The sequence below is a fragment of the Bradyrhizobium sp. SZCCHNR1051 genome, assembly GCF_032489615.1.
GTDB lineage: Bacteria > Pseudomonadota > Alphaproteobacteria > Rhizobiales > Xanthobacteraceae > Bradyrhizobium.
In genome coordinates, this window is sequence record NZ_JAUEYJ010000006.1 from 95,408 (window position 1) to 118,632 (window position 23,225).

General features: G+C 66.5%; 20 protein-coding genes. 7 read left to right on the plus strand and 13 right to left on the minus strand.

From position 1 onward, the window contains the following. Positions 1-57: 57 nt before the first annotated feature. Together QW868_RS08930 and QW868_RS08935 are read right to left on the minus strand one after the other, a co-directional pair. Positions 58-1,065 (minus strand): hypothetical protein, encoded by a 1,008-nt coding sequence (locus QW868_RS08930; RefSeq protein WP_316230364.1) that lies wholly within the window; start codon positions 1,063-1,065, stop codon positions 58-60. Between the two features lie 515 nt (positions 1,066-1,580). Then, entirely contained in the window at positions 1,581-2,555 is a 975-nt protein-coding gene (locus tag QW868_RS08935; RefSeq protein WP_315785765.1) for an NADPH:quinone oxidoreductase family protein, read from the minus strand. 263 nt (positions 2,556-2,818) lie between these two features. Between QW868_RS08935 and QW868_RS08940 the strand changes: the two genes are divergently transcribed. The 5 genes from QW868_RS08940 to argG all read left to right on the plus strand — a co-directional run bounded on the left by QW868_RS08940 (position 2,819) and on the right by argG (position 7,677). Further along, positions 2,819-3,430 carry an invasion associated locus B family protein gene (locus tag QW868_RS08940; RefSeq protein ID WP_315778183.1) on the plus strand — a complete coding sequence of 204 codons (612 nt, stop codon included), beginning with the start codon at positions 2,819-2,821 and terminating at the stop codon, positions 3,428-3,430. Between the two features lie 115 nt (positions 3,431-3,545). After that, on the plus strand, positions 3,546-4,757 hold the full coding sequence (gene rlmN, locus QW868_RS08945) for a 23S rRNA (adenine(2503)-C(2))-methyltransferase RlmN (protein WP_315740455.1): 1,212 nt from the start codon (positions 3,546-3,548) through the stop codon (positions 4,755-4,757). 158 nt (positions 4,758-4,915) lie between these two features. After that, entirely contained in the window at positions 4,916-5,401 is a 486-nt protein-coding gene (locus QW868_RS08950) for a hypothetical protein (protein WP_315740454.1), read from the plus strand. Positions 5,402-5,447: 46 nt separating this feature from the next. Beyond that, positions 5,448-6,227, plus strand: a complete 780-nt coding sequence (locus tag QW868_RS08955; RefSeq protein WP_315740453.1) for a phosphatase PAP2 family protein — start codon at positions 5,448-5,450, stop codon at positions 6,225-6,227. 112 nt (positions 6,228-6,339) lie between these two features. Beyond that, a complete protein-coding gene (gene argG / locus QW868_RS08960; protein WP_315758649.1) occupies positions 6,340-7,677 on the plus strand; it encodes an argininosuccinate synthase in 1,338 nt (445 codons plus the stop codon). 174 nt (positions 7,678-7,851) lie between these two features. Here the strand turns inward: argG and QW868_RS08965 are convergent, their stop codons facing one another. The 10 genes from QW868_RS08965 to sdhC form a co-directional block, all read right to left on the minus strand. Continuing rightward, positions 7,852-9,954 carry an OmpA family protein gene (locus tag QW868_RS08965; RefSeq protein ID WP_316230365.1) on the minus strand — a complete coding sequence of 701 codons (2,103 nt, stop codon included), beginning with the start codon at positions 9,952-9,954 and terminating at the stop codon, positions 7,852-7,854. A 244-nt stretch (positions 9,955-10,198) separates the two neighbouring features. Next, positions 10,199-10,417: a hypothetical protein gene (locus tag QW868_RS08970; protein ID WP_315758646.1), complete on the minus strand. Its 219-nt coding sequence runs from the start codon at positions 10,415-10,417 to the stop codon at positions 10,199-10,201. Beyond that, positions 10,417-10,902: a pyridoxamine 5'-phosphate oxidase family protein gene (locus QW868_RS08975; protein ID WP_316230366.1), complete on the minus strand. Its 486-nt coding sequence runs from the start codon at positions 10,900-10,902 to the stop codon at positions 10,417-10,419. Before QW868_RS08975 ends, QW868_RS08970 begins: the two co-directional genes overlap by 1 nt. A gap of 86 nt (positions 10,903-10,988) precedes the next feature. Next, on the minus strand, positions 10,989-11,816 hold the full coding sequence (locus QW868_RS08980) for an FkbM family methyltransferase (protein ID WP_316180662.1): 828 nt from the start codon (positions 11,814-11,816) through the stop codon (positions 10,989-10,991). A gap of 118 nt (positions 11,817-11,934) precedes the next feature. Further along, positions 11,935-13,890 carry an ABC transporter ATP-binding protein/permease gene (locus QW868_RS08985; RefSeq protein WP_316230367.1) on the minus strand — a complete coding sequence of 652 codons (1,956 nt, stop codon included), beginning with the start codon at positions 13,888-13,890 and terminating at the stop codon, positions 11,935-11,937. A gap of 64 nt (positions 13,891-13,954) precedes the next feature. Beyond that, on the minus strand, positions 13,955-16,105 hold the full coding sequence (locus QW868_RS08990; protein WP_316230368.1) for an ATP-binding protein: 2,151 nt from the start codon (positions 16,103-16,105) through the stop codon (positions 13,955-13,957). A 121-nt stretch (positions 16,106-16,226) separates the two neighbouring features. Then, entirely contained in the window at positions 16,227-17,009 is a 783-nt protein-coding gene (locus QW868_RS08995; protein WP_316230369.1) for a succinate dehydrogenase iron-sulfur subunit, read from the minus strand. A gap of 48 nt (positions 17,010-17,057) precedes the next feature. Further along, complete coding sequence (gene sdhA, locus QW868_RS09000; protein WP_315785744.1) at positions 17,058-18,896, minus strand: succinate dehydrogenase flavoprotein subunit; 1,839 nt, start codon at positions 18,894-18,896, stop codon at positions 17,058-17,060. Positions 18,897-18,899: 3 nt separating this feature from the next. Then, positions 18,900-19,274, minus strand: a complete 375-nt coding sequence (sdhD, locus tag QW868_RS09005) for a succinate dehydrogenase, hydrophobic membrane anchor protein (RefSeq protein ID WP_316230447.1) — start codon at positions 19,272-19,274, stop codon at positions 18,900-18,902. A 20-nt stretch (positions 19,275-19,294) separates the two neighbouring features. Next, a complete protein-coding gene (gene sdhC, locus QW868_RS09010) occupies positions 19,295-19,693 on the minus strand; it encodes a succinate dehydrogenase, cytochrome b556 subunit (protein WP_008965547.1) in 399 nt (132 codons plus the stop codon). Positions 19,694-20,250: 557 nt separating this feature from the next. Between sdhC and QW868_RS09015 the strand changes: the two genes are divergently transcribed. Further along, positions 20,251-20,508 carry a hypothetical protein gene (locus tag QW868_RS09015; protein WP_315778175.1) on the plus strand — a complete coding sequence of 86 codons (258 nt, stop codon included), beginning with the start codon at positions 20,251-20,253 and terminating at the stop codon, positions 20,506-20,508. 7 nt (positions 20,509-20,515) lie between these two features. Here QW868_RS09015 and QW868_RS09020 read toward each other — a convergent pair whose 3' ends face one another. Next, complete coding sequence (locus tag QW868_RS09020) at positions 20,516-22,042, minus strand: malonyl-CoA synthase (RefSeq protein WP_316230370.1); 1,527 nt, start codon at positions 22,040-22,042, stop codon at positions 20,516-20,518. A gap of 187 nt (positions 22,043-22,229) precedes the next feature. Here QW868_RS09020 and QW868_RS09025 point away from each other — a divergent pair, with 187 nt between their 5' ends. After that, the gene (locus QW868_RS09025; protein WP_316230371.1) at positions 22,230-22,988 is read left to right on the plus strand and encodes an SDR family oxidoreductase; all 759 of its coding nucleotides are present in this window, start codon (positions 22,230-22,232) and stop codon (positions 22,986-22,988) included. Positions 22,989-23,225 lie beyond the last annotated feature (237 nt).

The following is a 23,225-nucleotide window of genomic DNA, read 5'->3' on the forward strand; positions in this document are numbered from 1 at the left end:
AAATCACGCGTGAAACAAAAAAATGAAACGGGGCGGCATCGCTGCCGTCACGAGCGTTCAGTTCTGCAACTGATCGAGCCTGCGCTGCGCTTCGGTCGAGCCGAGCTGGGCGGCGCGGCGGTACCAGTTGCGCGCCGCAGCCGGATCGGCATTGATGTTGCGGATGTCCTTCGTTCCCAGCACGTGCGGATCGTAGGTCTGCGCAAGCATCAGCGCCGCGGCCGGTTCTTGCGCCTCGGCGGCGCGCTCCAGCAGCAGTCGCGCCGGCGGGATGTCACCCGCGGCCAGCAGGCTCTTGGCGCGTTTCATGATGCCCGCGAGCTCGTCGGGATCGAGCCGGCGGACCTGCGCGGGCGGCGGAGCAGCGGTCACGGCGCCGAGGCCGGGTGCGACGATTGCCGATCCCGCGCCAGGCGAATTGATCGAGGATGGCTCCATCGCGCTCGGGGCCGGCGCGGCCGGTGCCGTGGCGAAGCTCGGTGGTGCTGCAACCGGCGCGGGCTGCGTCACGGTGCGGTTCTGCAGCGCTGTCTGGTAGGCGTTGGCGATGTCGTCACGCGTCGGGGCCACGGCTGCCGTCTGCACCGGCGCCGCCGCAGCCGGCGGCTCGGGCGGCAGTCGCGCCGGCTCGTTCAGCTGCATGTCGCGCGCGGTGAGCTGCGTGTTGGTGGCCTGCGGCGGGGCCGTAGGATCCGGCGTGGCGCCGATGATGGAAGCCTTGGCACTGGCGATCAGGTCGCGCGTCGCATCCGAGGTGACAAGCGCGAAGAGCACCGCGACGCCGGCCGCAGCCACCACGGCGAGAAGAATCCGGGACGAGACCGACACGCGGCGGGTCCGCACCGGCCACTGGTCCTCGAAATGCGTGCTGTCGATCTGATTGCCGCTCTCATACTCAGAGAGGAACATCGGCATCGATTCGTCGTTTGGATAGTTGTCCTGGGTCGACCGGCCGAAACGATAGTTCGGTGGGCGCTCCTGAGGGAGTTCATCGGGGAAAGGCCTGAAGTCAGGCTCCGAAGGAGTTCTGTTGTTGAAACGCCCGCGCGTCGTCCGCTCAGCCATGGCCTTCATCCCCATCTCAACTTCACGCAACATACTTTTGGTCCCAAGCCCGTCAGAAGCTCGAGACACGTCACGATTGCCAGAGGCACCCCACTGCCGACAACTAATTGACTAATTGAATCCGACTAAAAGTGGACGAGAGCCGGCATGATTCTGGAAATATTTTGATCTGATTGTGGCAACGCGAGTGCGACATCGCACCGCACCAAATCCAGAAACGTCGAAATAACAACAGCCAAGCCCTACAATTTACCATGCCACAATGTGGCTCGGTTGCGTTAACCAAGAAACGCTCGTTTTCGGATTTTCTGCTTCCGGTTGCGAATCCGTGACGCCGGCGCGGCAGCCCGCAGAACAAATTTGCGGCGCCTCGCAGCGCGAGGATGTCACAGCGACCTCGGGCCGGCTCGAGCAAGCCGTCCGCAGAGCAGGCAGGGCTCTGCTCGGTTTGGTTGCGCGGATCAGGGCGAGGCTACCCCGGGGATACGCACCCCGGGCGCCTTCATTGCACGTCCTCAGGGGTGCAGGATCACCTTGCCCATCGCCTGGCGGCCGGCGAGCACCTTCAAGGCATCGGCGGTCTGCGCCAGCGGGAAGGTGCGGTCGACATGCGACGACAGCTTGCCCTCTGCGGTCCACCGCACGAGCTTTTCAAGGTTGGCGCGGTTCTTGGCGGGGTTGAGTCGGGTCCAGGCGCCCCAGAACACGCCGCGGATATCACAGCCCTTCAGCAGCGCGAGGTTCAGCGGCATTTTCGGGATGTCGCCGGCGGCGAAGCCGATCACCAGGAAGCGGCCCTCCCAGGCGATGGAACGCAGCGCCGCCTCGGCGTAGGCACCACCGACGGGATCGAAGATGATGTCGGCGCCCTTGCCGTCGGTGAGCCGCCGCAGCCCCTCCTTGAGATCCTCCTTGGCGTAGTTCAACGTCAGCGTCGCGCCGTGCTGCCTGGCGAATTCGAGCTTCTCGTCCGAAGAGGCACAGGCGATGACCTTCAACCCCATCAGCTTGCCCAGCTCGCACGCCGCAAGGCCGGTGCCGCCGGCCGCGCCGAGCACGGCCAAGGTCTCGCCCGGCTTCGGACTGGCGCGGTCCTCCAGTGCATGCAGCGCAGTCCCGTAGATGATGATGATGCCGGCGGCGCGGTCGAAATCGAGATTGTCCGGAATCTTGACGATCGACGCTGCTGGCAGCGCGATCTTCTCGCGCGCGCCGTTATGGCCGCAGGAGGCGACGACACGGTCGCCGACCTTCAGGTCGGTGACGCCATCGCCAACGCTTTCGATGATACCCGCGACCTCCGCACCCGGCGAGAACGGGAACGGCGGCTTGATCTGGTACTTGCCCTGGATCATCAGGATGTCGAAGAAGTTCAGCGCCGCCGCCTTGATCGCAATCACAGCCTCGCCGGGACCGGCCACCGGATCGGGCACCTCGGTGAGGACGAGATCGTCAGGCTGGCAGAATTGCGAGCAGAGAATGGCTTTCATTGGCGCTCCTTGGTCGTTGGTGCCGGATCGAGGTCCGGCTTTGGGAACGTCATGCCGGATTTGCCGCCGCGCCACAATCATCATGAGGCCGCGGCATGTGCGCGGCGCCGGCTCGAGGACGCGGAGCGCCGGACAACCCAGGTCTGCGGCCTTTGCAAGCGAAGCGTTTAGCCGCTATCCATCGCGACCAAGGATCAGCGATTCCGAGCCATTTTCCAGTCACAATGTTGGTGGAACGAAGTCGCGGGGGAACTCAACGTATCATGTTGTTCGGGCGATTGTTGACAACGCTGGTCGGCAGCGTGCTGCTGTTCGGAGCACCGAGCCTCGCTGCGGCACAGAGCGCTGCGCCGAGGGCCGCCGCTCCGCAATCGAAGGCGGCACCGAAATCGGAACCGAAGCCAGCCGTCCCGAATATCGGCGGGGCGGAACCGACGCTGATCGGACAGTTCGGCGGCTGGGGCGCCTATACCGCGATGCCCGGCGGCAAGAAGGTTTGCTTCGCGCTGGCCAAGCCGACATCTTCCAAGACCAATCCGCCCAACCGTCCGCGCGATCCTGCCTATGCCTTCGTGTCGACGCGGCCCTCCGAGAAGGTCTTCAACGAGGTCTCGATCATGATCGGCTATGCGCTGAAGCCCGGATCCGACGCCGCGGTGGAGGTCGGCGGCGCCTCCTACGCCATGTATACCCAGGGCGACGGGCTCTGGATCAAGAACGCCGCCGAGGAAGAGCGGATGGTCGATGCCATGCGCAAGGCGCCCGAGGCGGTGGTCAAGGGCGTCTCGGTCAAGGGCACGGAAACCACCGACGTGTTCTCACTGAAGGGCCTGGCCCAGGCGCTCGACCGCATCGCGCAGGATTGCCGCCGGTAGACGGCAGCCGCCGATACCGCTCGCCGGGCGGGTCGCATTTGCCGGCCGGATCGTTATATATGCCCGCTGAAAGCCTTCGGCCGCCGCGGCCGGGCAGCACTTTGGGCCCATCGACATGGCAACGACTGCCGGGCTGCGCGATTCCTCCGCGCCCCTCGAAAAGACTCCGCTCGAAACCTACGTCCCGCCGGCGAAGCCTTCGCTGATCGGCCTGTCGCGTGCGGAGCTGGCGGCCAGGCTCGGCGACATCGGCGTGCCCGAGCGGCAGCAGAAGATGCGGGTGCAGCAACTATGGCACTGGATCTATTTCCGCGGCGCCAGGTCGTTCGACGAGATGACATCCGTGTCGAAGGACACGCGCACCGCGCTTTCCGAACGTTTCACGGTCGACCGTCCCGAGGTCGTGGCCGAACAGATTTCTAACGACGGCACCCGCAAATGGCTGCTGCGGCTGCCGAGCGGCGACGATCTGCAGAAGGCCCACGAGGTCGAGTGCGTCTACATCCCCGAGACCGATCGCGGCACCTTGTGCGTCTCGTCGCAGGTCGGCTGCACGCTGAACTGCGCGTTCTGCCATACCGGTACGCAGCGGCTGGTCCGCAACCTCACGGCGGGCGAGATCGTGGGCCAGGTCATGGTGGCGCGCGACCGGTTGAACGACTGGGCCGACCGCGAGACCCCGCTCGGCAACCGGCTGATCACCAACATCGTCATGATGGGGATGGGCGAGCCGCTGTACAATTTCGATGCGGTGCGCGACGCGCTGCTGATCGTCTCGGACAACGAGGGCATCGGCATCTCCCGCCGCCGGATCACGCTGTCGACCTCGGGCGTGGTGCCGAACATCAAGCGCGCCGGCGAGGAGATCGGCGTGATGCTGGCGATCTCGCTGCACGCCGTGCGCGACGAGCTGCGCAACGAACTGGTGCCGCTGAATCGCAAATATCCGATCCAAGAGCTGCTGCAGGCCTGCCGCGACTACCCGGGCGCCTCCAACGCGCGGCGCATCACCTTCGAATATGTGATGCTCAAGGGCGTCAACGATTCGCTCGATGACGCCAGGCTGCTGGTCAAGCTGCTCAAGGGCATCCCGGCCAAGATCAATTTGATCCCGTTCAATCCCTGGCCCGGCTCGGCCTATGAGTGCTCGGACTGGGAGCAGATCGAGAAGTTCTCCGAATACGTCTTCAACGCCGGCTACTCCTCGCCGGTGCGCACGCCGCGCGGCCGCGACATCCTCGCCGCCTGCGGCCAGTTGAAGTCGGAGACGGAGAAGCTGTCCGCGCGGGAGCGTCAGGCACTGCGCGCGATGGCGATGACGGATTGATGATTGATCGCGCCTGCATCTCCGAACAAGATCGTCATGCCCGGGCTTGACCCGGGCACCCATCAATTCATCGACTGAATGATGGATGGCCGGCTCAAGCCGGGCCATGACGAGCGGAAGAAAGCGGGGCCTCGCTTGGGTAACACGGGTCTAAAGCCATGGCGCTGATTGGCCGTCTCTTCGTGATCGCTTTCGCCTTTCTCGGCGCGTGCTTCCTCGCGGGGCTGATCGTCGTGACCGCGATCCTGTTTCCGGAGTTCGCCGATCTCGGCAACGGCCCGATCGATCAGGGCGCGTTCGAGGTCATCATCGGCTTCGGCTTCATCTTCGTGTCGGGCTTCGCGCTGATCCCGGCGCTGCTGATCTCACTGATCACCGAGGCGTTCTCGATCCGCAGCGTGGTTGCTTATGCGATCGGCGGCGGGGTGGTCGGCGCAGCCTGCTATCTCGGTCTCGTCCCGTTCGATCCCGAGACCTTCCGCTTCGAAGGCATCGTGCGCCGCCATCTCGAGATCCTGACCGGCGCCGGCATCGTCGGCGGACTGGTCTATTGGCTGATCGCCGGGCGCAACGCCGGCCGCTGGCGCGAGCCGCCACCGCGTCTGCCGCCACCGCCACCGTTGCCGTCGGGATCGCCACGTTGAGCCGCCGGCCTTTCCATCGCCACCTGCTTTCGCTAAACCGCGCGTCATGAACCGGACCGGCCTCTTCATCGCATTGTCGCTCGCGCTCGTCATCGGCGTGCTGTTCGGCGTCTATCCCGAGCTCGATCTCAAGCTGGCCGCGCTGTTCTACGATCCGCGCACGCGCAGCTTCCCCTTGAAGCTCGACGGCTATGCCGCGTTCGCGCGCGATGCCGCGATGTGGCTCGCCTGGGGCATCGCGCTGCCGTCCATCGTTGCGCTGGTGGTGAAGCTCATCCGTCCCGACCGGCCCCTGCTGGTGAAGGGCCGCACCATGGCGTTCCTGCTGCTGACCTTGTCGCTCTCGGCCGGCGTGCTCACCAATTTCACCTTCAAGTCCTATTGGGGCCGGCCGCGCCCGGTTGTCGTGGCCGAGTTCGGCGGCGACATGCAGTTCGTGCCGTGGTGGGATCCGCGCGGCGGCTGCGGCCGCAATTGCTCGTTCTTCTCCGGTGAGGGTGCCACCGCATTCTGGACCCTGGCGCCGGCCGCGCTGACGCCGCCGGCGATCCGGCCCGTCGCCTACGGCGCCGCCGTCCTGTTCGGCCTCGCCACCTCGGTGTTGCGGATGGCCTTCGGCGGCCACTTCCTCACCGACATCGCCGCCGCCGGCCTCGTCACCTTCATCGTGATCTGGCTGCTGCACGGCTACATCTACCGCTGGCCGTCCACCCGCCTCACCGACGCCGGCATCGACGCCGCCCTGACCCGCTTCGCCTGGCCGGGCTTCCGCCTGATGCGCCGGCTGTTCGGCCGCCGTACCGCGGATACCAGCCCCGCGGCCTGAGCGCGGGCCGGTCACCCTCAGTCGCCATTAAAGGCGTGCCCAGCAACGCAAAATCTGTTATTCGCGCCCGAATTTCTGAACGGCGCAGCCACAAACACGGTTGGACTCTCCCATGACCACGATCCTGAAAAGCCTGCCCAAGGGCGAGAAAGTCGGCATCGCCTTTTCCGGCGGCCTCGACACCAGCGCCGCGCTGCTCTGGATGAAGCAGAAGGGCGCGCGTTGCTTTGCCTACACGGCAAATCTCGGGCAGCCCGACGAGTCCGACTACGACGAGATCCCGCGCAAGGCGCTGAGCTTCGGCGGGGAGAAGGCGCGCCTCGTGGATTGCCGCACTCAGCTGGTGCATGAGGGCATCGCCGCGATTCAGTCGGGCGCCTTCCACATCTCGACCGGCGGCATCACCTATTTCAACACCACGCCGCTCGGCCGCGCCGTCACCGGCACCATGCTGGTCGCCGCGATGAAGGAGGACGGCGTCAACATCTGGGGCGACGGCTCGACCTACAAGGGCAACGATATCGAGCGGTTCTACCGCTACGGCCTGCTCACCAATCCCAATCTCAAGATCTACAAGCCCTGGCTCGACCAGCAGTTCATCGACGAGCTCGGGGGCCGCGCCGAGATGTCGGCGTTCCTGACCGCCAACGGCTTCAATTACAAGATGAGCGCCGAGAAGGCGTATTCGACGGACAGCAATCTGCTCGGCGCCACCCACGAGGCCAAGGATCTCGAGAGCCTCAGCAGCGGCATCCGCATCGTCAATCCGATCATGGGCGTGCCGTTCTGGCGCGAGGATTGCGCCGTGAAGCCGGAGACGGTCGTGGTCCGCTTCGAGGAGGGTCAGCCGGTCGCGTTGAACGGGCAGACCTTCAGCGATCCCGTGGCGCTGTTCCTGGAGGCCAACGCGATCGGCGGCCGTCATGGTCTCGGCATGAGCGACCAGATCGAGAACCGCATCATCGAGGCCAAGAGCCGCGGCATCTACGAGGCGCCGGGCATGGCGCTGCTGCACATCGCCTATGAGCGACTCGTCACCGGCATCCACAACGAGGATACGATCGAGCAGTACCGCATCAGCGGCATGCGCCTCGGTCGCCTGCTCTATCAGGGCCGGTGGTTCGATTCGCAGGCCCTGATGCTGCGCGAGACCGCGCAGCGCTGGGTGGCGCGCGCCGTCACCGGTGAGGTGACCCTGGAGCTGCGCCGCGGCAACGACTACTCGATCCTCAACACCGAGAGCCCCAACCTGACCTACCAGCCGGAGCGGCTGAGCATGGAGAAGGTCGAGGACGCCGCGTTCACGCCTGCCGACCGCATCGGCCAGCTGACGATGCGCAATCTCGACATCACCGACACCCGCTCCAAGCTGAAGCTCTATTCGGACACGGGCCTGCTGTCGGGATCGGAAGGCGCGGAGATCTTCCAGCTCGGCCACGACAAGAGCTGAGTTGGAGCTGTCGAGCGCAATCCGCGCCGTCTCCACCGCTGTCGTCCCCGCGAACGCAGGGACCCATATCCCTTCGTTCGCGGGGACGACACCGAACAGGGCGAAGCGGATTGCCACTTACAAAAATGGCCGGGATCGCTCCCGGCCATTTTCATTTTTAGATCTGACGCAACCTCAGCGCGGCGGTGCCACGCCCGGAGGGGGCGGCGGCAGCGCGGCCTGGCCGCCATTGAGCAGCGGTGTGATGCGGCGGACCGTGACGCGCCGGTTGATGCGGCTCGGCCCCTGCGTCTGCTCCTTCAGATACTGCTCGCCATAGCCCTGCGAGGTCAGATTCTCCGCGGGGACGCCAAACTGCTGCGTCATCAGCGTGGCGACCGATTCGGCTCGGCGATCGGAGAGCGACAAATTGTCGGTCTCGTTGCCGACCGCGTCGGTGTGGCCTTCGATCAGGAAGACCTCGCGCGGGTTGCGCTGGATCGCCTGGTTGAGGCCGTCGGCGATGACCTGCAGCTTCGCCACCTGGTCGGGACCGATCTCCCACGATCCGGTTTCAAAGGTGATCGTGTTGAGATCGATCGACGGCATCAGCTGGCGCACCGACGGGGAGTAGCGGACCTCGTCCAGCGAGTAGCGGCGCTGGACGCGCTCCACCGGTGGCGCGATCAGCGTGTCGTAAATGACATCCGGCGGCGCCTCCTCGGCGTCGACGATGTAGCGGTTGTAGGGGATGCGGATCTCCGGCGGCGGCAGGTCGACATAGAAGCCGCCGACCGCGGCGGGATCGCGATAGGCGTTGTCGATGATGATGATCTCGCGGCCGCCGATATCGCGGCGGATGCGGCGCAGCAGCCGGCCGTCGGCGGCCGTGACCGTGATGATCTGGCTACCGTCGGGGCGGATCACCACCGTGCGCATCTCGCCGCGATCCTCCCGCTGCACGCGGATGTCACGCGCGCCGTAGCGGAAGCGCTCGAGCTCGTCGTGACGCACGAAGGACTGGCCGCTCGGATCGCGCACGATGACGCGTCCCGGCTCGTAGATCAGCGTGCGACCGCCCTCCTGGACCTCGCGGCGCTGGCCGCGGAAATCGTCCAGCCGCTGCGGCCCAGCCATCGGCGCGCCCGGCGCGATCGGCGTGAGCTGCTGTGCCGTCGGCGGTGGCGGCGCCGGGATGGGCGCCGTGACCTGCGGCGGCGGCCGATTGGACATGGCCGGGGGTCCGGCGGGCGGCACGGCGCCCGGACCGGCCTGCGGCGCGCCGGCGGGTCCCGGCCCCGGTCCAGCAGCACCGGGACCTGCCGCTGGAGGCGGCGCACCCGGAGCGCCTGGAGGCGTTCCCGGACGTCCGCCGGGCGTCGGGCTGCCGGACGGCGTGCCTTGCTGCGACGGCGTCTGGGTGGCCGCAGGCGCGGCTGGCGCCGGCGGGGTTCCCGGAGCAGGCGCGACCGTACCGGCCGGCGCGGTGGGAGCCCCCCGCGGCGGGGGCCCGCCTTGCGGGGAGCCAGGCGGCGGGCCACCAGCGCCCGGCCGGCCTCCCGGCGCCGGTCCACCCGGAGCGGGAGTCGGCGCGGCGGAGGGCTGCGGCGACGGGCTTGCGGCCGGCGGCGAATGGGGCGGCGTCGCGCCAGCCGGGGGCGGCGGCGTTCCAGGCCGCTGAGTCGGCGCGGCACTTGGAGGCGGAGCTGGGGGCGGAGGCGGAGCAACCACGGGCGGCGAAGGCGGCGTCGGCCGTGATGGTGCCGCAGCGGGCGGCGGCGGAGCAGGCGGAGGCGCCGGACGCGGAGGCTCGCGCACCACGGGCGGCGGAGCAGGCGGAGGCGCCGGAGGCGCAGCGGCCGGGGGCGGCGGCGGTGTCGGACGCGGCGGAGGAGCCGCAGGCGGCTCTGCGCGCGGCGGCGGGGGTGCGGGGCGCGGTGGCTCCGCACGCGGTGGCGGCGGGGGAGGTGGCGGAGGCGCGGGCCGCGGCGCCGCTGCCGGGGGAGGCGGCGGGGGAGCAGGGCGAGGCGGAGCCGCCGCGGGTGGCGGCGGAGCTGCAGGCGGTGCCTGGTGGGGCGGTGCAGCGGCCGGCGGCGGGCCACCCGGCCGCTGCGGCGGGCCTGGCGGTTGACCATGCGGCGGTTGCTTGGGCCGACCGTCCGGGCCGACCTCGCCGCCGGGGCCGCCTGGACCCTGCGCCATGATCATCGGCGCGCTCTGCGCGCGGGAGCCGGAGCTCATTAGTTGCATCGCCGACAGCGCAGTCGTCGCCAGCAGCAGGACGCGAAGTTTGCTCATGTGTCTTGTTTTCCCGGAACGATCTTTTTCAAGCACGGAGAGATCAACGAGTATGCGTTAGGCCGGATTGTGGCGCAGTTCAAATCCGCAGGCGGATTTATTTCGACGCGAAACCACCCCCGCAGGGTCGCCATTCAGGTTTCATTCAGTCTTGATTTTCAAGGGCTTGGCCCAATCGCCGAAATGCGGGACCGGCGCACGGCCAGCCCCTTCGCAGGCGATCATCATGACCACTCAATCGCGGTCAATCCGTGGCCGGATTGGGCGTGGTCGGGCCGAGTGGCCCTCGGCCGGGGATCTCGTCTGGCGTCTGCCCGGGCAGCTCGCGCGGGGGCGCCGGCGCATCGGGTTCGTACACCGGCGGCGGAATGTCGGGCTGCGGATTGCCGACCGGATCCTCCGGCGGCGGTTCGACCGGGCGGCCCGGCGTCGCCGGCGGAATCTCTGGCGGTTCGATCGGCATCACATCGCAACCTTTCGATGGTCGCCGAGGTCGGGACGCGTGCCGCTGACGGCGGCCGCCGCCATCTTGACGTAGCGCACGATGGTGCCGGGCGAGTCCCAGAACTCGGCGTCGTCGGGCGTGATCTTCAAAAGGCGGATGTTCGGATCCTCGGCGCTGTCCCACCAGGCCTTGGCCGGCGTCGAGAACAGCTCTCGGATCTTGCCGCGATCGTTGGAAATGGCCGCGGTGCCCGTCAGCGACACGTATTTCTGGCTGCCGGCGTCTGCGAACGACAGGTTGACCTGGGGCGAGCGTGCGATCTCCTCGTCCTTGTGATGCCGCACGTCGGTGAGAAAATAGATCATGTTCTCGTCGCGCGCGAGATAGGCGCTCATCGGCCGTGCCCGCAGCCTGTCACCGTCGCGGGTGACCAGCATCGCGAAGCCGATCTTCTTCATCAGGTCCCAAACGCGACCCTGGTCGCGCGCGTCGTCGTTGCTCATGGCCGGCTCCCTCAATGTCAGGGACGACAACGCCGCGTGGGGCGCCGATGTTCCGGACGTATTGGGGACGGCGACAGAATGCCGATTCAGCCGCGCAGCAACAGCGTGTTGCTGCGCGTGCGGCCGCATTCGCGGTAGCCGCGACCGAGCATGTCGGCGAGACAATCGTTCTGCCATTCCTCGCGCGACAGGTGTTCGATGACGACGGCACGCGGCCACAACGCGGCAGGCGCGTCACGGAAGAAGCAGGTCAGCACACGGTCCTCGAAGCCTTCCACGTCGATCTTCAGCGCATCGACCGTGGTCGCTCCGGCCTGTTCGAGGATGGTCTGCAGCCGCAACGACGGGACCTTGAATGCTTCAGCACCCGCCTCTCCGGTCACGATGTGGCTGGCGCCGAGATTGTCGCCATCGGTCTCGATCATCACCTCGCCGTCGCTCTCGCCTGCCGCCGCCGCGACGAGCCTGACCTGGGACAGCGCGGACGCATCGCGATTGAAGCTCAGCCGCGCATGTGTGACCGGATGCGGCTCCACTGCGATCACGAGACCGCTCGGCCCGACGTGACGGGCAAGCGGCAAGGCGAACGTTCCGACATTGGCGCCAACGTCCACCACCACGCCGCCCGGCGGAACGTGGCTGCGCAGGAAATCCAGCTCCTCACGATTGTAGTCGGGATTGAACAGCGCACCACGTTCGGTCGCACTGACCTGATGATAGAAGCGGAAATTGGCGCCCTGATAGCCGACATCCAGAGGACCTGCCCCCAGCACGTTGACGACGCGCGTCAACATCGGCCGGAACGCGCCGCGCTTCAGGCCGGAGCCGTGCGCCAGCCGGATCACCAGCGCCTGGGCGGCATTCGGAGCGAAGGCACCAAAGGAGGGCGGAGAAGGATCGTTGTCGGGCGTCAAGGTCGCGTCCTGGGCTGAGGGCGACGTGTGATAGCCGGTTTCGCCGCGATCTCCAATGCAGGCAGCGTGGCCGCATTGTGTCGTCACCAGGACCGCGCTGAGGCAACACCCGAGCCGCTCAGGCCGCCTTGCGCTGACGCAGGAAGCGGCCGATCAGGCGACGCCGTCCCTTGCGCGGAATGAGATCAATGTCGCTGACGAGCTTGGCGCCGCCCTTGCGCCGCTCGAGCACGATCTTGCGGCTGTGGAAGGCCTCCAGCTCGGCACGATGCGCCACGCTGACGATGGTGGCCTTCGGCAGCTCGCTCGTCACGATCTCCATCATCCGGTCCTGGCTCTTCTCATCGAGCGCGGAGGTGGCTTCATCGAGCACGACGATGTCGGGGCTGTGCAGCAGCAGGCGCGCGAAGGCGAGACGCTGCTTCTCGCCGCCGGAGAGCGTCTGATCCCAGGGCGCGTCCTCCTCGATCTTGTCCTTGAGATGGTCGAGACCGACCTTGTGCAGGGCTTCGCCGACCTGCGCCACGCTCCAATCCTCGGCAGCCCCGGGATAGGCGACGGCCCGGCGCAGGGTGCCCGATGGCACGTAGGGCCGCTGCGGCAGCATGAACAGCTTGCGGTCGGGGTGGAGGTTGATGCTGCCGCCGCCCCACGGCCACAGCCCGGCGATGGCGCGCACGAGCGTGCTCTTGCCGGTGCCGGATTCGCCCGCGACGAGCAGGCGCTCGCCGGGATCGACCACGACCTCGGTCTCGCCGACCACGGCGGTGCCGTCGTCGAGGGTCACCTGCAGATCATTCAGGCTGAGCATCGCGTCGCCGGAGGTCTCGCCGCGCTTGATGCGGCCGATGCCGTCGCCTCTCTCCGCACGCTCCAGCGCATCGAGCGACATCATCAGCGAGGCGATGCGGCGGGCACAGGCATTCCAATCCGCGAGCCGCGGATAGTTGTCGACCAGCCAGCCGAACGCGGTCTGCACGATCGTGAACGCGCTCGCCGCCTGCATCACCTGCCCGAGCGTCATGCTGCCGTCGAGAAATTTCGGCGCGCACAGCAGCAGCGGCACGACAGGAGCGATGAGGCTGGAGCCCTGCGACACCAGGGTGGTGCGCATGTGCTGGCCGGCGAGCCGCGCCCATTGCTGCAGCACGTTGCCGAACGTCCGGTCGATGCCGGCGCGCTCTTCGGTCTCGCCGCCGAGCAAGGCGATGCTCTCGCCGTTTTCGCGGACGCGAGTCAGGGTGTAGCGGAAATCGGCCTCGGCCTGGTTCTTGTCCTCGGAGACCTGCACGAAGCGGCGGCCGATCGTCATGATCGAGCCCGAGGCAATGGCGGCGTAGGCGATCGCGGCGATGACCAGAAAGCCGGGAATGGTGATCTCAGCGGCGCCGAGATGCAGCGTCAGCGCGCCGCCGATGGTCCAGAGCACGACGATGAAGGTCGCAGCCGACAGCAGCGCCGAGGTCACGCCGGCGATGAAGTCGACCGGCGAATCGGTCGCGATGCGCAGGTCCTCGGCGATCCGGTATTCCGGATTCTTGTGGTCGCCGCTGACGAGATTGAGCTGATAGTAGCGCCCGCTGGCCAGCCAGCGGGTGACGACGCTGTTGGTCAGCCAGGCACGCCAGCGCCGCTGGATCGACATGCGCGCATAGACCTGGGCGACGCCGAGAATGACGCTGCCGATCGCAAGCGGGAAGAAGATCGCGGTGAGATGAAAGACGGTCGCCGAATCGCGCTTCTCGATAGCGTCGAAGATCGACCGATTCCAGACGTTGATGCCGTACTGAAATCCGACAGTCGCAACGATCAGAAACAGCAGCCCGAGCGTGAACGCCCACGCCAGACGGTCGCCGCTCTTGCCCCAATAGCCGCGGGCGCTGATCCAGAACCGGGTCAGCAGATAGCGCTTGCGCAGTTGCTCGGCCTCTTCGGGCGACAGCTCCGGATCGGCCTCCACCAATTCGGGCGGCGGCGGCTCGACCTGGGTACCATTCTCAGCGGCGATCTCGATGATCGGCGCCTTCTCGGGCGCCTGTCCCCCCGGCCGCGCGATGTCCTGAACCTGTCCCATTCCGCGATAACAGCAACGCAACCAGAAGGTTCCCACCCGGGTTCCCGCGCAATTCGCGCCGCTTTCAGGGCACCTGCGTGTTCGGCGCCATCGGTGGGGCGCGATACAGCGGCACGGGAACGACCTTGTGCAGCACACGCGACAGTTCCTCGATCGAATAGGGCTTGCGCAGCAGCTCGAAGCCGTGCGTGCCCTGCTGCACCAGCACATGGCTGTAACCGCTCGCCAGCACGACCGGCACGTTGAGCTCGAGCCGCCTGATTTCCTCGGCAAGCTCCAGCCCGGTCATTCCGGGCATCACGACATCGGTGAAGACGACGTCGAACCGGCTGGTGCCGCCGATAAGCTCCTCCAGCGCGTCTCTGGCGTTGTCGACCAGCGTGGTGCGATAGCCGAGCTCGGCCAGCGCTTCGGTCGCCGATCTGCCGACGTCGATGTTGTCCTCGACCACCAGCACCGACATGCCTCGACCGCCGATCGGCTCCGCATGGCTGCCGTCCTCGCCACGCTGCACCTGGGCTGGAGCGACGCGCGGCAGATAGAGCGTGAACGTCGCGCCGCGCCCCTTTTCGCTCGTGACCCCGATTTCGCCGCCGGACTGCTTGGCGAAGCCAAACACTTGCGAGAGACCGAGGCCGGTGCCCTGGCCGATGGTCTTGGTCGTAAAGAATGGCTCGAAGATGCGTCCGAAATGCTCCGACGGGATGCCGACGCCGGTGTCCTGGACGGTGATGGCGACATAGCCCAGCGGCGGACGGTCGTGCGGCGCCGACGGCGTCGGCAGCGCCGCTGCTGGGGCGACGGTGATGCTGAGACGTCCCTGGCCGGCCATCGCATCGCGGGCATTGACGGCCAGGTTGATCAGTGCCGTCTCGAACTGGCCGGCGTCGGAATTAACGTAGCACGGCTCGTCGGGAACGGAGACCACGACCTCGACGCGCGACCCGACCAGGGTCTTGGTCATGTCGCGCAGGGCGACGACGCTGCGGCCGATGTCGAAGACCTCCGGCTTCAGCGTCTGGCGCCGGGCGAACGCGAGGAGCTGCGACGTGAGCTTCGATGCGCGCGCCACCGTATCCGAGATCGCGTCGATATAGCGCTGCCGCCGCTCATCAGCCAGATTCGGCCGGCGCAACAGATCGGCCGAGGCCCGGATCACGGTCAGCAGATTGTTGAAGTCATGCGCGACGCCGCCGGTCAGTTGTCCCAGCGCCTCCATGCGCTGACCGTGCTTGAGCGCATCCTCGGCTTCGAGGCGGCGGGCGGCCTCGACATGCAGGCGCTCGGTCCGCCGCCGGGCAAGGGCCAGGAAGACGATGAGCAGCGCGGTTGCCGGGATGCCGAAGATGAGGTGCCGGCCGATCGTACCGAGCCAGCGGTTGCGGATGGTCGACGTCGCCAGCCCTGCCGAGACGTAGACGGGATAGCCACCGAGCCGCTGATAGCCGACGAGACGCTCAACGCCATCGACCGGCGAGATCTCGGTGACGAGCTGCTCCGTATCTGCGGCCCCGGCGGGGACGTCGCTGGGGCCCGCGGCCGCGCTTCTCCCGCCGGCCGGGAAGCGCGCCAGAATGAGGCCATCGAAGCGGCGCAGCGCGAAGTAGCTGCCGGGTGCCCGGCCGATCCGGGCATAGAAATGCTCGAAATAATCCGGAAGCACCGAAGCCTGGATGATGCCGGTGAAGCTGCCGTCGTCGCTCTGGCGGCGGCGGCTGATGCTGAAGAACGGCGCGCCCTGATAGGGCGGCCGCGGCGTCAACTGCGCGCCGATGAAGGTGCCGATGCTGTCCTTGACGTGGGCACTGAAGTAGTCGCGGTCGAGGAACGTCATGTCCGGCGCCGGATAGATCATGCTGTTGACCAGCGGCCGGCCATTGGCGTCGAACACCCAGGCGGACTTCATCTGCGGCAGCGCGTCCGACAATTGCCGCAACCGAGCATGCAGCACCTGCTCGCGCGCCTTGATGTCGGCATCCGACAGGTCGCGGACGACCTCGTCGATCTCCGAGAGGCTGCGTTCGATGGTCTCGAACACCTTCAGCGCGTGCTCGTGGACGATTTCGAGCGAGCGGCGGATCTCGCGATCGGCCTCCTCATATGTCGTGCCGTGGGATACGTAGGCCGCGATCACGAACAGCGCGACGGGAAGCGCGAGAGACGCGACCATCATCCAGCGCAGCATCGTCAGCGATTTGCGTTGTGCGGTCTGCACGGTCGCTCCGGCTTCAAAGGGCCACGAGCTTAACGCAATCGACGGCAGCTACAAACTAGCCGCGCCCGGAACTTGCACCAGTTTCGGGCGCGGAAGGTCAGATCGAAAGTGGTCGGCCCGGCTAGATCTGCCGCTCGACCAGCTTGAGCTTCAGCTCCGCGATCGCCTCGGCCGGGTTGAGCCCCTTCGGGCAGGCCTTGGCGCAGTTCATGATGGTGTGGCAGCGATACAGCCGGAACGGATCCTCGAGGTTGTCGAGCCGCTCGCCGGTCGCCTCGTCGCGGCTGTCCTTGACCCAGCGGTTGGCCTGCAGCAGCGCGGCCGGACCGAGATAGCGCTCGCTGTTCCACCAGTAGCTCGGGCACGAGGTCGAGCAACAGGCGCACAGGATGCACTCGTAGAGGCCGTCGAGCTTCTCGCGATCTTCGTGGCTCTGCCGCCATTCCTTCTGCGGCGTCGGCGAGGTCGTCTTCAGCCAGGGCTCGATCGAGGCATATTGCGCGTAGAAATTGGTGAGGTCCGGCACCAGGTCCTTCACGACAGGCTGGTGCGGCAGCGGGTTGATCTTGACCACGCCGTCCTTCACGTCGTGCATCGACTTGGTGCAGGCGAGCGTGTTCTGGCCGTCGATATTCATCGCGCAGGAGCCGCACACGCCCTCGCGGCAGGAGCGGCGGAAGGTGAGCGACGGATCGATGTGGTTCTTGATCCAGATCAGCCCGTCCAGCACCATCGGGCCGCAATCTTTGATGTCGACGTAATAGGTATCGACGCTCGGATTCTTGCCGTCGTCCGGATTCCAGCGATAGACCTTGAACTCGCGAACCTCGGCGGCGCCGGCCGGCTTGGGCCAGGTCTTGCCGCCGGTGATCTGAGAATTCTTCGGAAGTGCGAACTCAGCCATTTCGGAAGGCCTTCTTGGGTTTGACGGACGGGCTCAGGTCACACGCGATCAGTACACGCGCGCCTTCGGCGGAATGTACTGCACGTCGTTGGTCATGGTGTAGTTGTGCACCGGACGGTAATCGATCGTGGTCTTGCCATCCTTGCTGTCGATCCACGCGAGCGTGTGCTTCATCCAGTTCGTGTCGTCGCGATCCGGGAAGTCCTCGCGTGCATGGGCGCCGCGGCTCTCGGTCCGGTTCGCCGCCGAGTCCATCGTCACGACCGCCTGCGCGATCAGATTGTCGAACTCCAGCGTCTCGATCAGGTCGGAATTCCACACTAGCGAGCGGTCGGACACTGCGATGTCACCGATGCCGCCATACACCTTGTGGATCAGGTTGTGGCCTTCCTGCAGCACCTCGCCGGTGCGGAACACGGCACAGTTGGTCTGCATCACGTTCTGCATGCTCTCGCGAAGCTTCGCGGTCGGCGTGCCGCCGGAGGCGTGGCGATAATGATCGAGCCGGCTCAGCGCCTTATCGGCGGAGTCCTTGGGCAGGTCCGGCTGCTTGCCGTTCGGCGTCAGCTTCTCGGCCAGCCGCAGCGCCGCCGCGCGGCCGAACACCACGAGGTCGATCAGCGAGTTCGAGCCAAGCCGGTTGGCGCCGTGCACGGAGACGCAGGCCGCCTCGCCCACCGCCATCAGGCCGGGCACGATCGCGTTGTCGTCGCCGTCCTTCTTGGTCAGCACCTCGGCGCGATAGTTGGTCGGGATGCCGCCCATGTTGTAGTGCGCGGTCGGCACGATCGGGATCGGCTCGCGCGTGACGTCGACATTGGCGAAGATCTTGGCGGATTCGGAGATGCCGGGCAGGCGCTCCTGCAGCACCTTCGGATCGAGATGGTCGAGATGCAGGAAGATGTGGTCCTTCTTCCGGCCGACGCCGCGGCCTTCGCGGATCTCGACGGTCATCGCGCGGGAAACGACGTCGCGCGAGGCGAGGTCCTTTGCGGACGGCGCATAGCGCTCCATGAAGCGCTCGCCCTCGGCGTTGACGAGATAGCCGCCCTCGCCGCGCGCACCTTCGGTGACAAGACAGCCGGAACCGTAGATGCCGGTCGGGTGGAACTGCACGAACTCCATGTCCTGCAGCGGCAGGCCGGCGCGCAGCGCCATGCCGCCGCCGTCACCGGTGCAGGTGTGCGCCGAGGTACAGGAGGCATAGGCGCGGCCATAGCCGCCCGTCGCCAGGATCGTGGTCTGGGCGCGGAATCGGTGCAAGGTGCCGTCATCGAGCTTGAGCGCGATGACGCCACGGCAGACGCCCTGGTCGTCCATGATCAGGTCGATGGCGAAGAACTCGATGAAGAACTCCGCGGCGTGCCGCAGCGACTGGCCATACATGGTGTGCAGCATGGCGTGGCCGGTGCGGTCGGCGGCGGCGCAGGTGCGCTGCGCCTGGCCCTTGCCGTAGTCCAGGGTCATGCCGCCGAACGGCCGCTGGTAGATCTTGCCGTCCTCGGTGCGCGAGAACGGCACGCCCCAATGCTCGAGCTCGTAGACCGCCTCGGGCGCGTTGCGCACCATGTACTCGATCGCGTCCTGGTCGCCGAGCCAGTCCGACCCCTTGACGGTGTCGTACATGTGCCAGCGCCAATCGTCCTGATGCATGTTGCCGAGCGAGGCCGAGATGCCGCCCTGCGCCGCCACCGTATGCGAGCGGGTCGGGAACACCTTGGTGATGCAGGCGGTGCGCAGGCCCGCCTCGCTGCAGCCGACGACCGCGCGCAGGCCGGCGCCGCCGGCGCCGACCACGACGACATCATAGGTGTGGTCCTCGATCGGATATGCTTTTCCGTTCGTCGCGGGCGCGCCGTTCGCGCTGCCATTTGCTCCGCCGGCCATGGCCTAGACTCCAGTGGACAGTTTGATGAGGGCGTAGATCGAGGCGAGCGCCACGGTCACCGCGAAGAAGTTGTTGGCCATGATCGCGACGAGCTTGAGCGGCTCGCTGTGCACGTAGTCCTCGATCACGACCTGCATGCCGATCTTCATGTGCCAGCAGCTCGCGATCACGAACAGCAGCATGATCACGGCAATCGGAATCGAGCCCAGGATCTGCGCCGCGCCGGCCTGGTTGCGGCCGAGCAGCATGATCACCACGATCACGATCGGCACGATCAACAGGGTCATCGCGACCGCGGTGATGCGCTGGCGCCAGAAATCACCGGTGCCCGAATGGGCCGCGCCGAGGTTGCGGACGCGGCCGAGCGGGGTGCGCATCGACTTCGCGCGTGCGTTGCTCATCGGCCGCCTCCCACTGCGTAAGCCACGATCCAGACCAGGACAGTCAAGGTGATGCCGCCGATCAGGGCGCCCCAGGTGAGCGTCTCGCGCTCATTGGGCTTGAAGCCGTAGCCGAGGTCCCAGACGAAGTGGCGGATGCCGGACAAGAGATGATGCAGCAGCGCCCAGGTGTAGCCGAACACGATCAGGCGGCCGAGGAAGCTGCCCATGAAGCCCTGGACGTAGGAGTAGGCGCTGGGACCGGACGCGGCGGCGATCAACCACCAGGCCAGCAGCAGCGTCCCGAAATATAGTGCAACCCCGGTGGCGCGATGGACGATCGAGAGGATCATCGTCAGCGTCCAGCGGTAGGTTTGCAGATGCGGCGAAAGCGGTCGTTCGATCCTGGCTGTCATTGGTTGCTTTGATGATTTCTTGTGGGCCGTGAACGGAAGGGGCTTGCGGCCATGTGGATCGGCAAGGCGGGCTTTATTTACGGAGAAGGAACAGGCGTTGCAACGAACAAATCGCCCAAAACCGAACGACGATTCAGTGCTAGGCGACCGGTGGAAAAAGGACCAATGGCCGCCGTGGTATACCAGAAACCCATCCTGACCGGATATGACGAACCATCGTTCATTCTTATCTCCTCACCAAGGCCGTTACCAACGCGGCGAGACTGTTGAATAGCGCCGACTGTCGAGCATTGATTCACCGCTTAACCTCGGTCTTGAGGAAGCGGGTTTCGCGACAAGAGCCAGTGCCATCTGACGATTCTGCAAACCTGCCCGGAGCGATACGCGGAACAACAACCTGCGTCGGCGACCGCCTGCGCTGCAGCAAATCTCCCTCGATCTCCCAGGTTCCTCGCCGCGCACACGGCCCCTTCGCCGGTCGATTTTGCCGCATGTCGCCGCCCGGCGAAGCAGCTTAGTCTGTGCGAGGTACAACAGACGCGGTGCAGGGAGCCTTGATGCCGCTGCCGACGGTCCGACCGACAACCACCGAACGCCCGGCGGCACTGCCGGCGCGCAAGGTGTCGTCGCACGAGCCCGCCGAGGAGCCGTTGACCTGCGTGCTCGGCTTCACCGCCTCCGGCCTGTTCGCCGCCTGTCTCGCATTCGCCATCCAGCACGAGATCGCCTCGCTCGCCGTGCTCGAATTCGTGCTGATCTGCGCCGCGCCGCCGCTGGCCGCGCTCGCCGGCCTCGCGATCGGACGACGGCGCTAGGCCGCCGTCACTTCGTGTAGATGTCCTTGTACTGGTCACGCAGCACGTTCTTCTGCACCTTGCTCATCGCATTGCGCGGCAGCTCGTCGACCACGAACACGCGCTTGGGCATCTTGAATTTCGCCAGTCGGCCGTCGAGGCCCTTGAGCACGCCGGCCTCGCTGACATCAGCCCCCGGATGGCGCACCACGACCGCGGTGACACCTTCGCCGAAATCAGGATGCGGCACACCGATGACGGCGGACTCGACCACGCCCGGCATGGCGTCGATCTCGCTCTCGATCTCCTTCGGGTAGACGTTGAAGCCGCCGGAGATCACGAGGTCCTTGCCGCGGCCGACGATGTGGACGTAGCCCTGTTTGTCGATCTTGCCGAGATCGCCGGTGATGAAGAAACCATCGTCGCGGAATTCCGACTTGGTCTTCTCCGGCATCCGCCAATAGCCCTTGAACACGTTCGGGCCCTTCACCTCGATCATGCCGATCTCGTCGCGTGCGAGCTCCTTGGCCGTCTCGGGATCGGTGACGCGCACCGAGACCCCGGGCAGCGGGAAGCCGACCGCGCCGGGCACGCGCTCGCCCTCGTAAGGATTCGACGTGTTCATGTTGGTCTCGGTCATGCCGTAGCGCTCGAGCACGGCATGGCCGGTCCGCGCGAACCATTCGCGATGGGTATCGGCGAGCAGCGGAGCCGAGCCGGAGATGAACAGCCGCATGTGGCTGGTCGTCTCCCTCGACAGCCGCGGGTTCTGCAACAGCCGCGTGTAGAACGTCGGCACACCCATCAGCACTGTGGCGCGCGCCATCAGGTTGATGATCAGGTCCGGATCGAGCTTGGGCAGGAAGATCATCGACGCCCGCGCGAACAGCGTGACGTTGCTGGCCACGAACAGGCCATGGGTGTGATAGATCGGCAGCGCGTGGATCAGCACGTCGTCCTTGGTGAAGCGCCAGGTGTCGATCAGGGTCAGCGAGTTCGAGGCGAGATTGTCGTGAGACAGCATCGCGCCCTTGGAGCGGCCGGTGGTGCCCGACGTATAGAGAATGGCGGCGAGATCGTCGGCGCCGCGCGGCACGGTGGTGAAGGCGGAGCCGGCCTTGTCGGCGGCTTCCGTCAGCGAGCCCGTGCCTGACGCATCGAGCGTTTCCACCTTGGCGCCGACCTTGGCCGCCAGCGCGCCGATGCCTTCGGCCTTCGCGGGATCGCACACCACGACGGTCGGCTCGGCGTCGCCGATGAAATAGTCGAGCTCGTTGAGCGTATAGGCGGTGTTGAGCGGCAGATAGACGCCGCCGGCGCGCACCGTGGCAAGATAGAGCACGAGGCCGGACACCGACTTCTCGGTCTGCGCCGCGACGCGATCACCCGGCTTCACACCACGGGCCACCAGCACGTTCGCCATCTGGCCTGCCCGCGCGATCAAATCGCTATAGGTGATGCGCTGGCCGTCATGGGTCTCGATCGCCAGGCGGCTGGGATCGTCGAGGCCATCGAACAGGTGGGAGAACAGATTGGCGTTGGCGGCTTGGTTCATGCAACATTCCCCTGGGAGCATCGGCAGGCCGGCAGTGCCAGCCGGCGGAACATCATGCTCGACGAAGACGAAAAGGGCCGGGACAGCGAACAAGACCGGTGACATCGCAGTCACCACGGTCGCCATCTCTGATCGAGGCTGCTCTAGCAAAAACGCCCTTTCGAAGGCAACCGGGAGACGCTGGGATATGGTCAAGGGAAAACGGATCGCGTGGATCACCGGCGGCGGCACCGGAATCGGCGAGGCCGGCGCACTGGCGCTCGCGGCCGAGGGCTGGACGGTGATCGCCTCGGGCCGGCGCACGGCCGCGCTCCAGGCCGTGGTGGCCCAGATTGCCGCGGCGGGCGGCACGGCCGAGGCCGTGCCGCTCGATGTCGCCAAGGCCGCCGACGTACAGGCCGCGGCCGATGCCATCCTGGCGCGGCACGGCCGCATCGATCTGCTGGTCAACTCGGCCGGCGTCAACGTGCCGAAGCGGCGCTGGGACGACATGACGATCGATGGCTGGAACCAGCTGGTCGAGATCAATCTCAACGGTGTGCTCTACTGCATGAAGGCGGTGCTGCCGGCGATGCGGGCGCAGCAGGATGGCACCATCATCAACGTCTCGTCCTGGGCCGGCCGCCATGTCTCGAAGATGCCGGGACCGGCCTACACCTCGACCAAGCACGCGGTGCTGGCGCTGACGCACTCGTTCAACATGGAGGAATGCGTGAACGGCCTGCGCGCCTGCTGCCTGATGCCCGGCGAGGTCGCCACGCCGATCCTGGAGCAGCGCCCGGTGGTGCCGAGCGCCGCGGAGCAGGCGCGGATGCTGCAGCCGGAGGATCTCGGCCGCACCATCGCCTTCGTCGCGAACATGCCGCCGCGCGTCTGCGTCAACGAGATCCTGATCAGCCCGACATGGAATCGGGGATTCATTCAGACGCCGGGCAACAGGGATTGAGGAGCGCCGGATATCAAGCACGGCGAGCGCGCCTACAGCCCAGGACTTGGTCGTACGCGACCAGGTCCGCAACTTCGGTTCGGGCAAATACCCGGCAATGCCCCTCTCTTTATTATTTGGATCGTGAGGGCCGAGCGCGCGCCAAATAACCGGCGTCGTCCCTGCGAACGGGACCCATACCGCATCATGTTTGTAAGAGGCAGGCTGCGAGTCCCGTGCAAGACAACTGAACCCTGT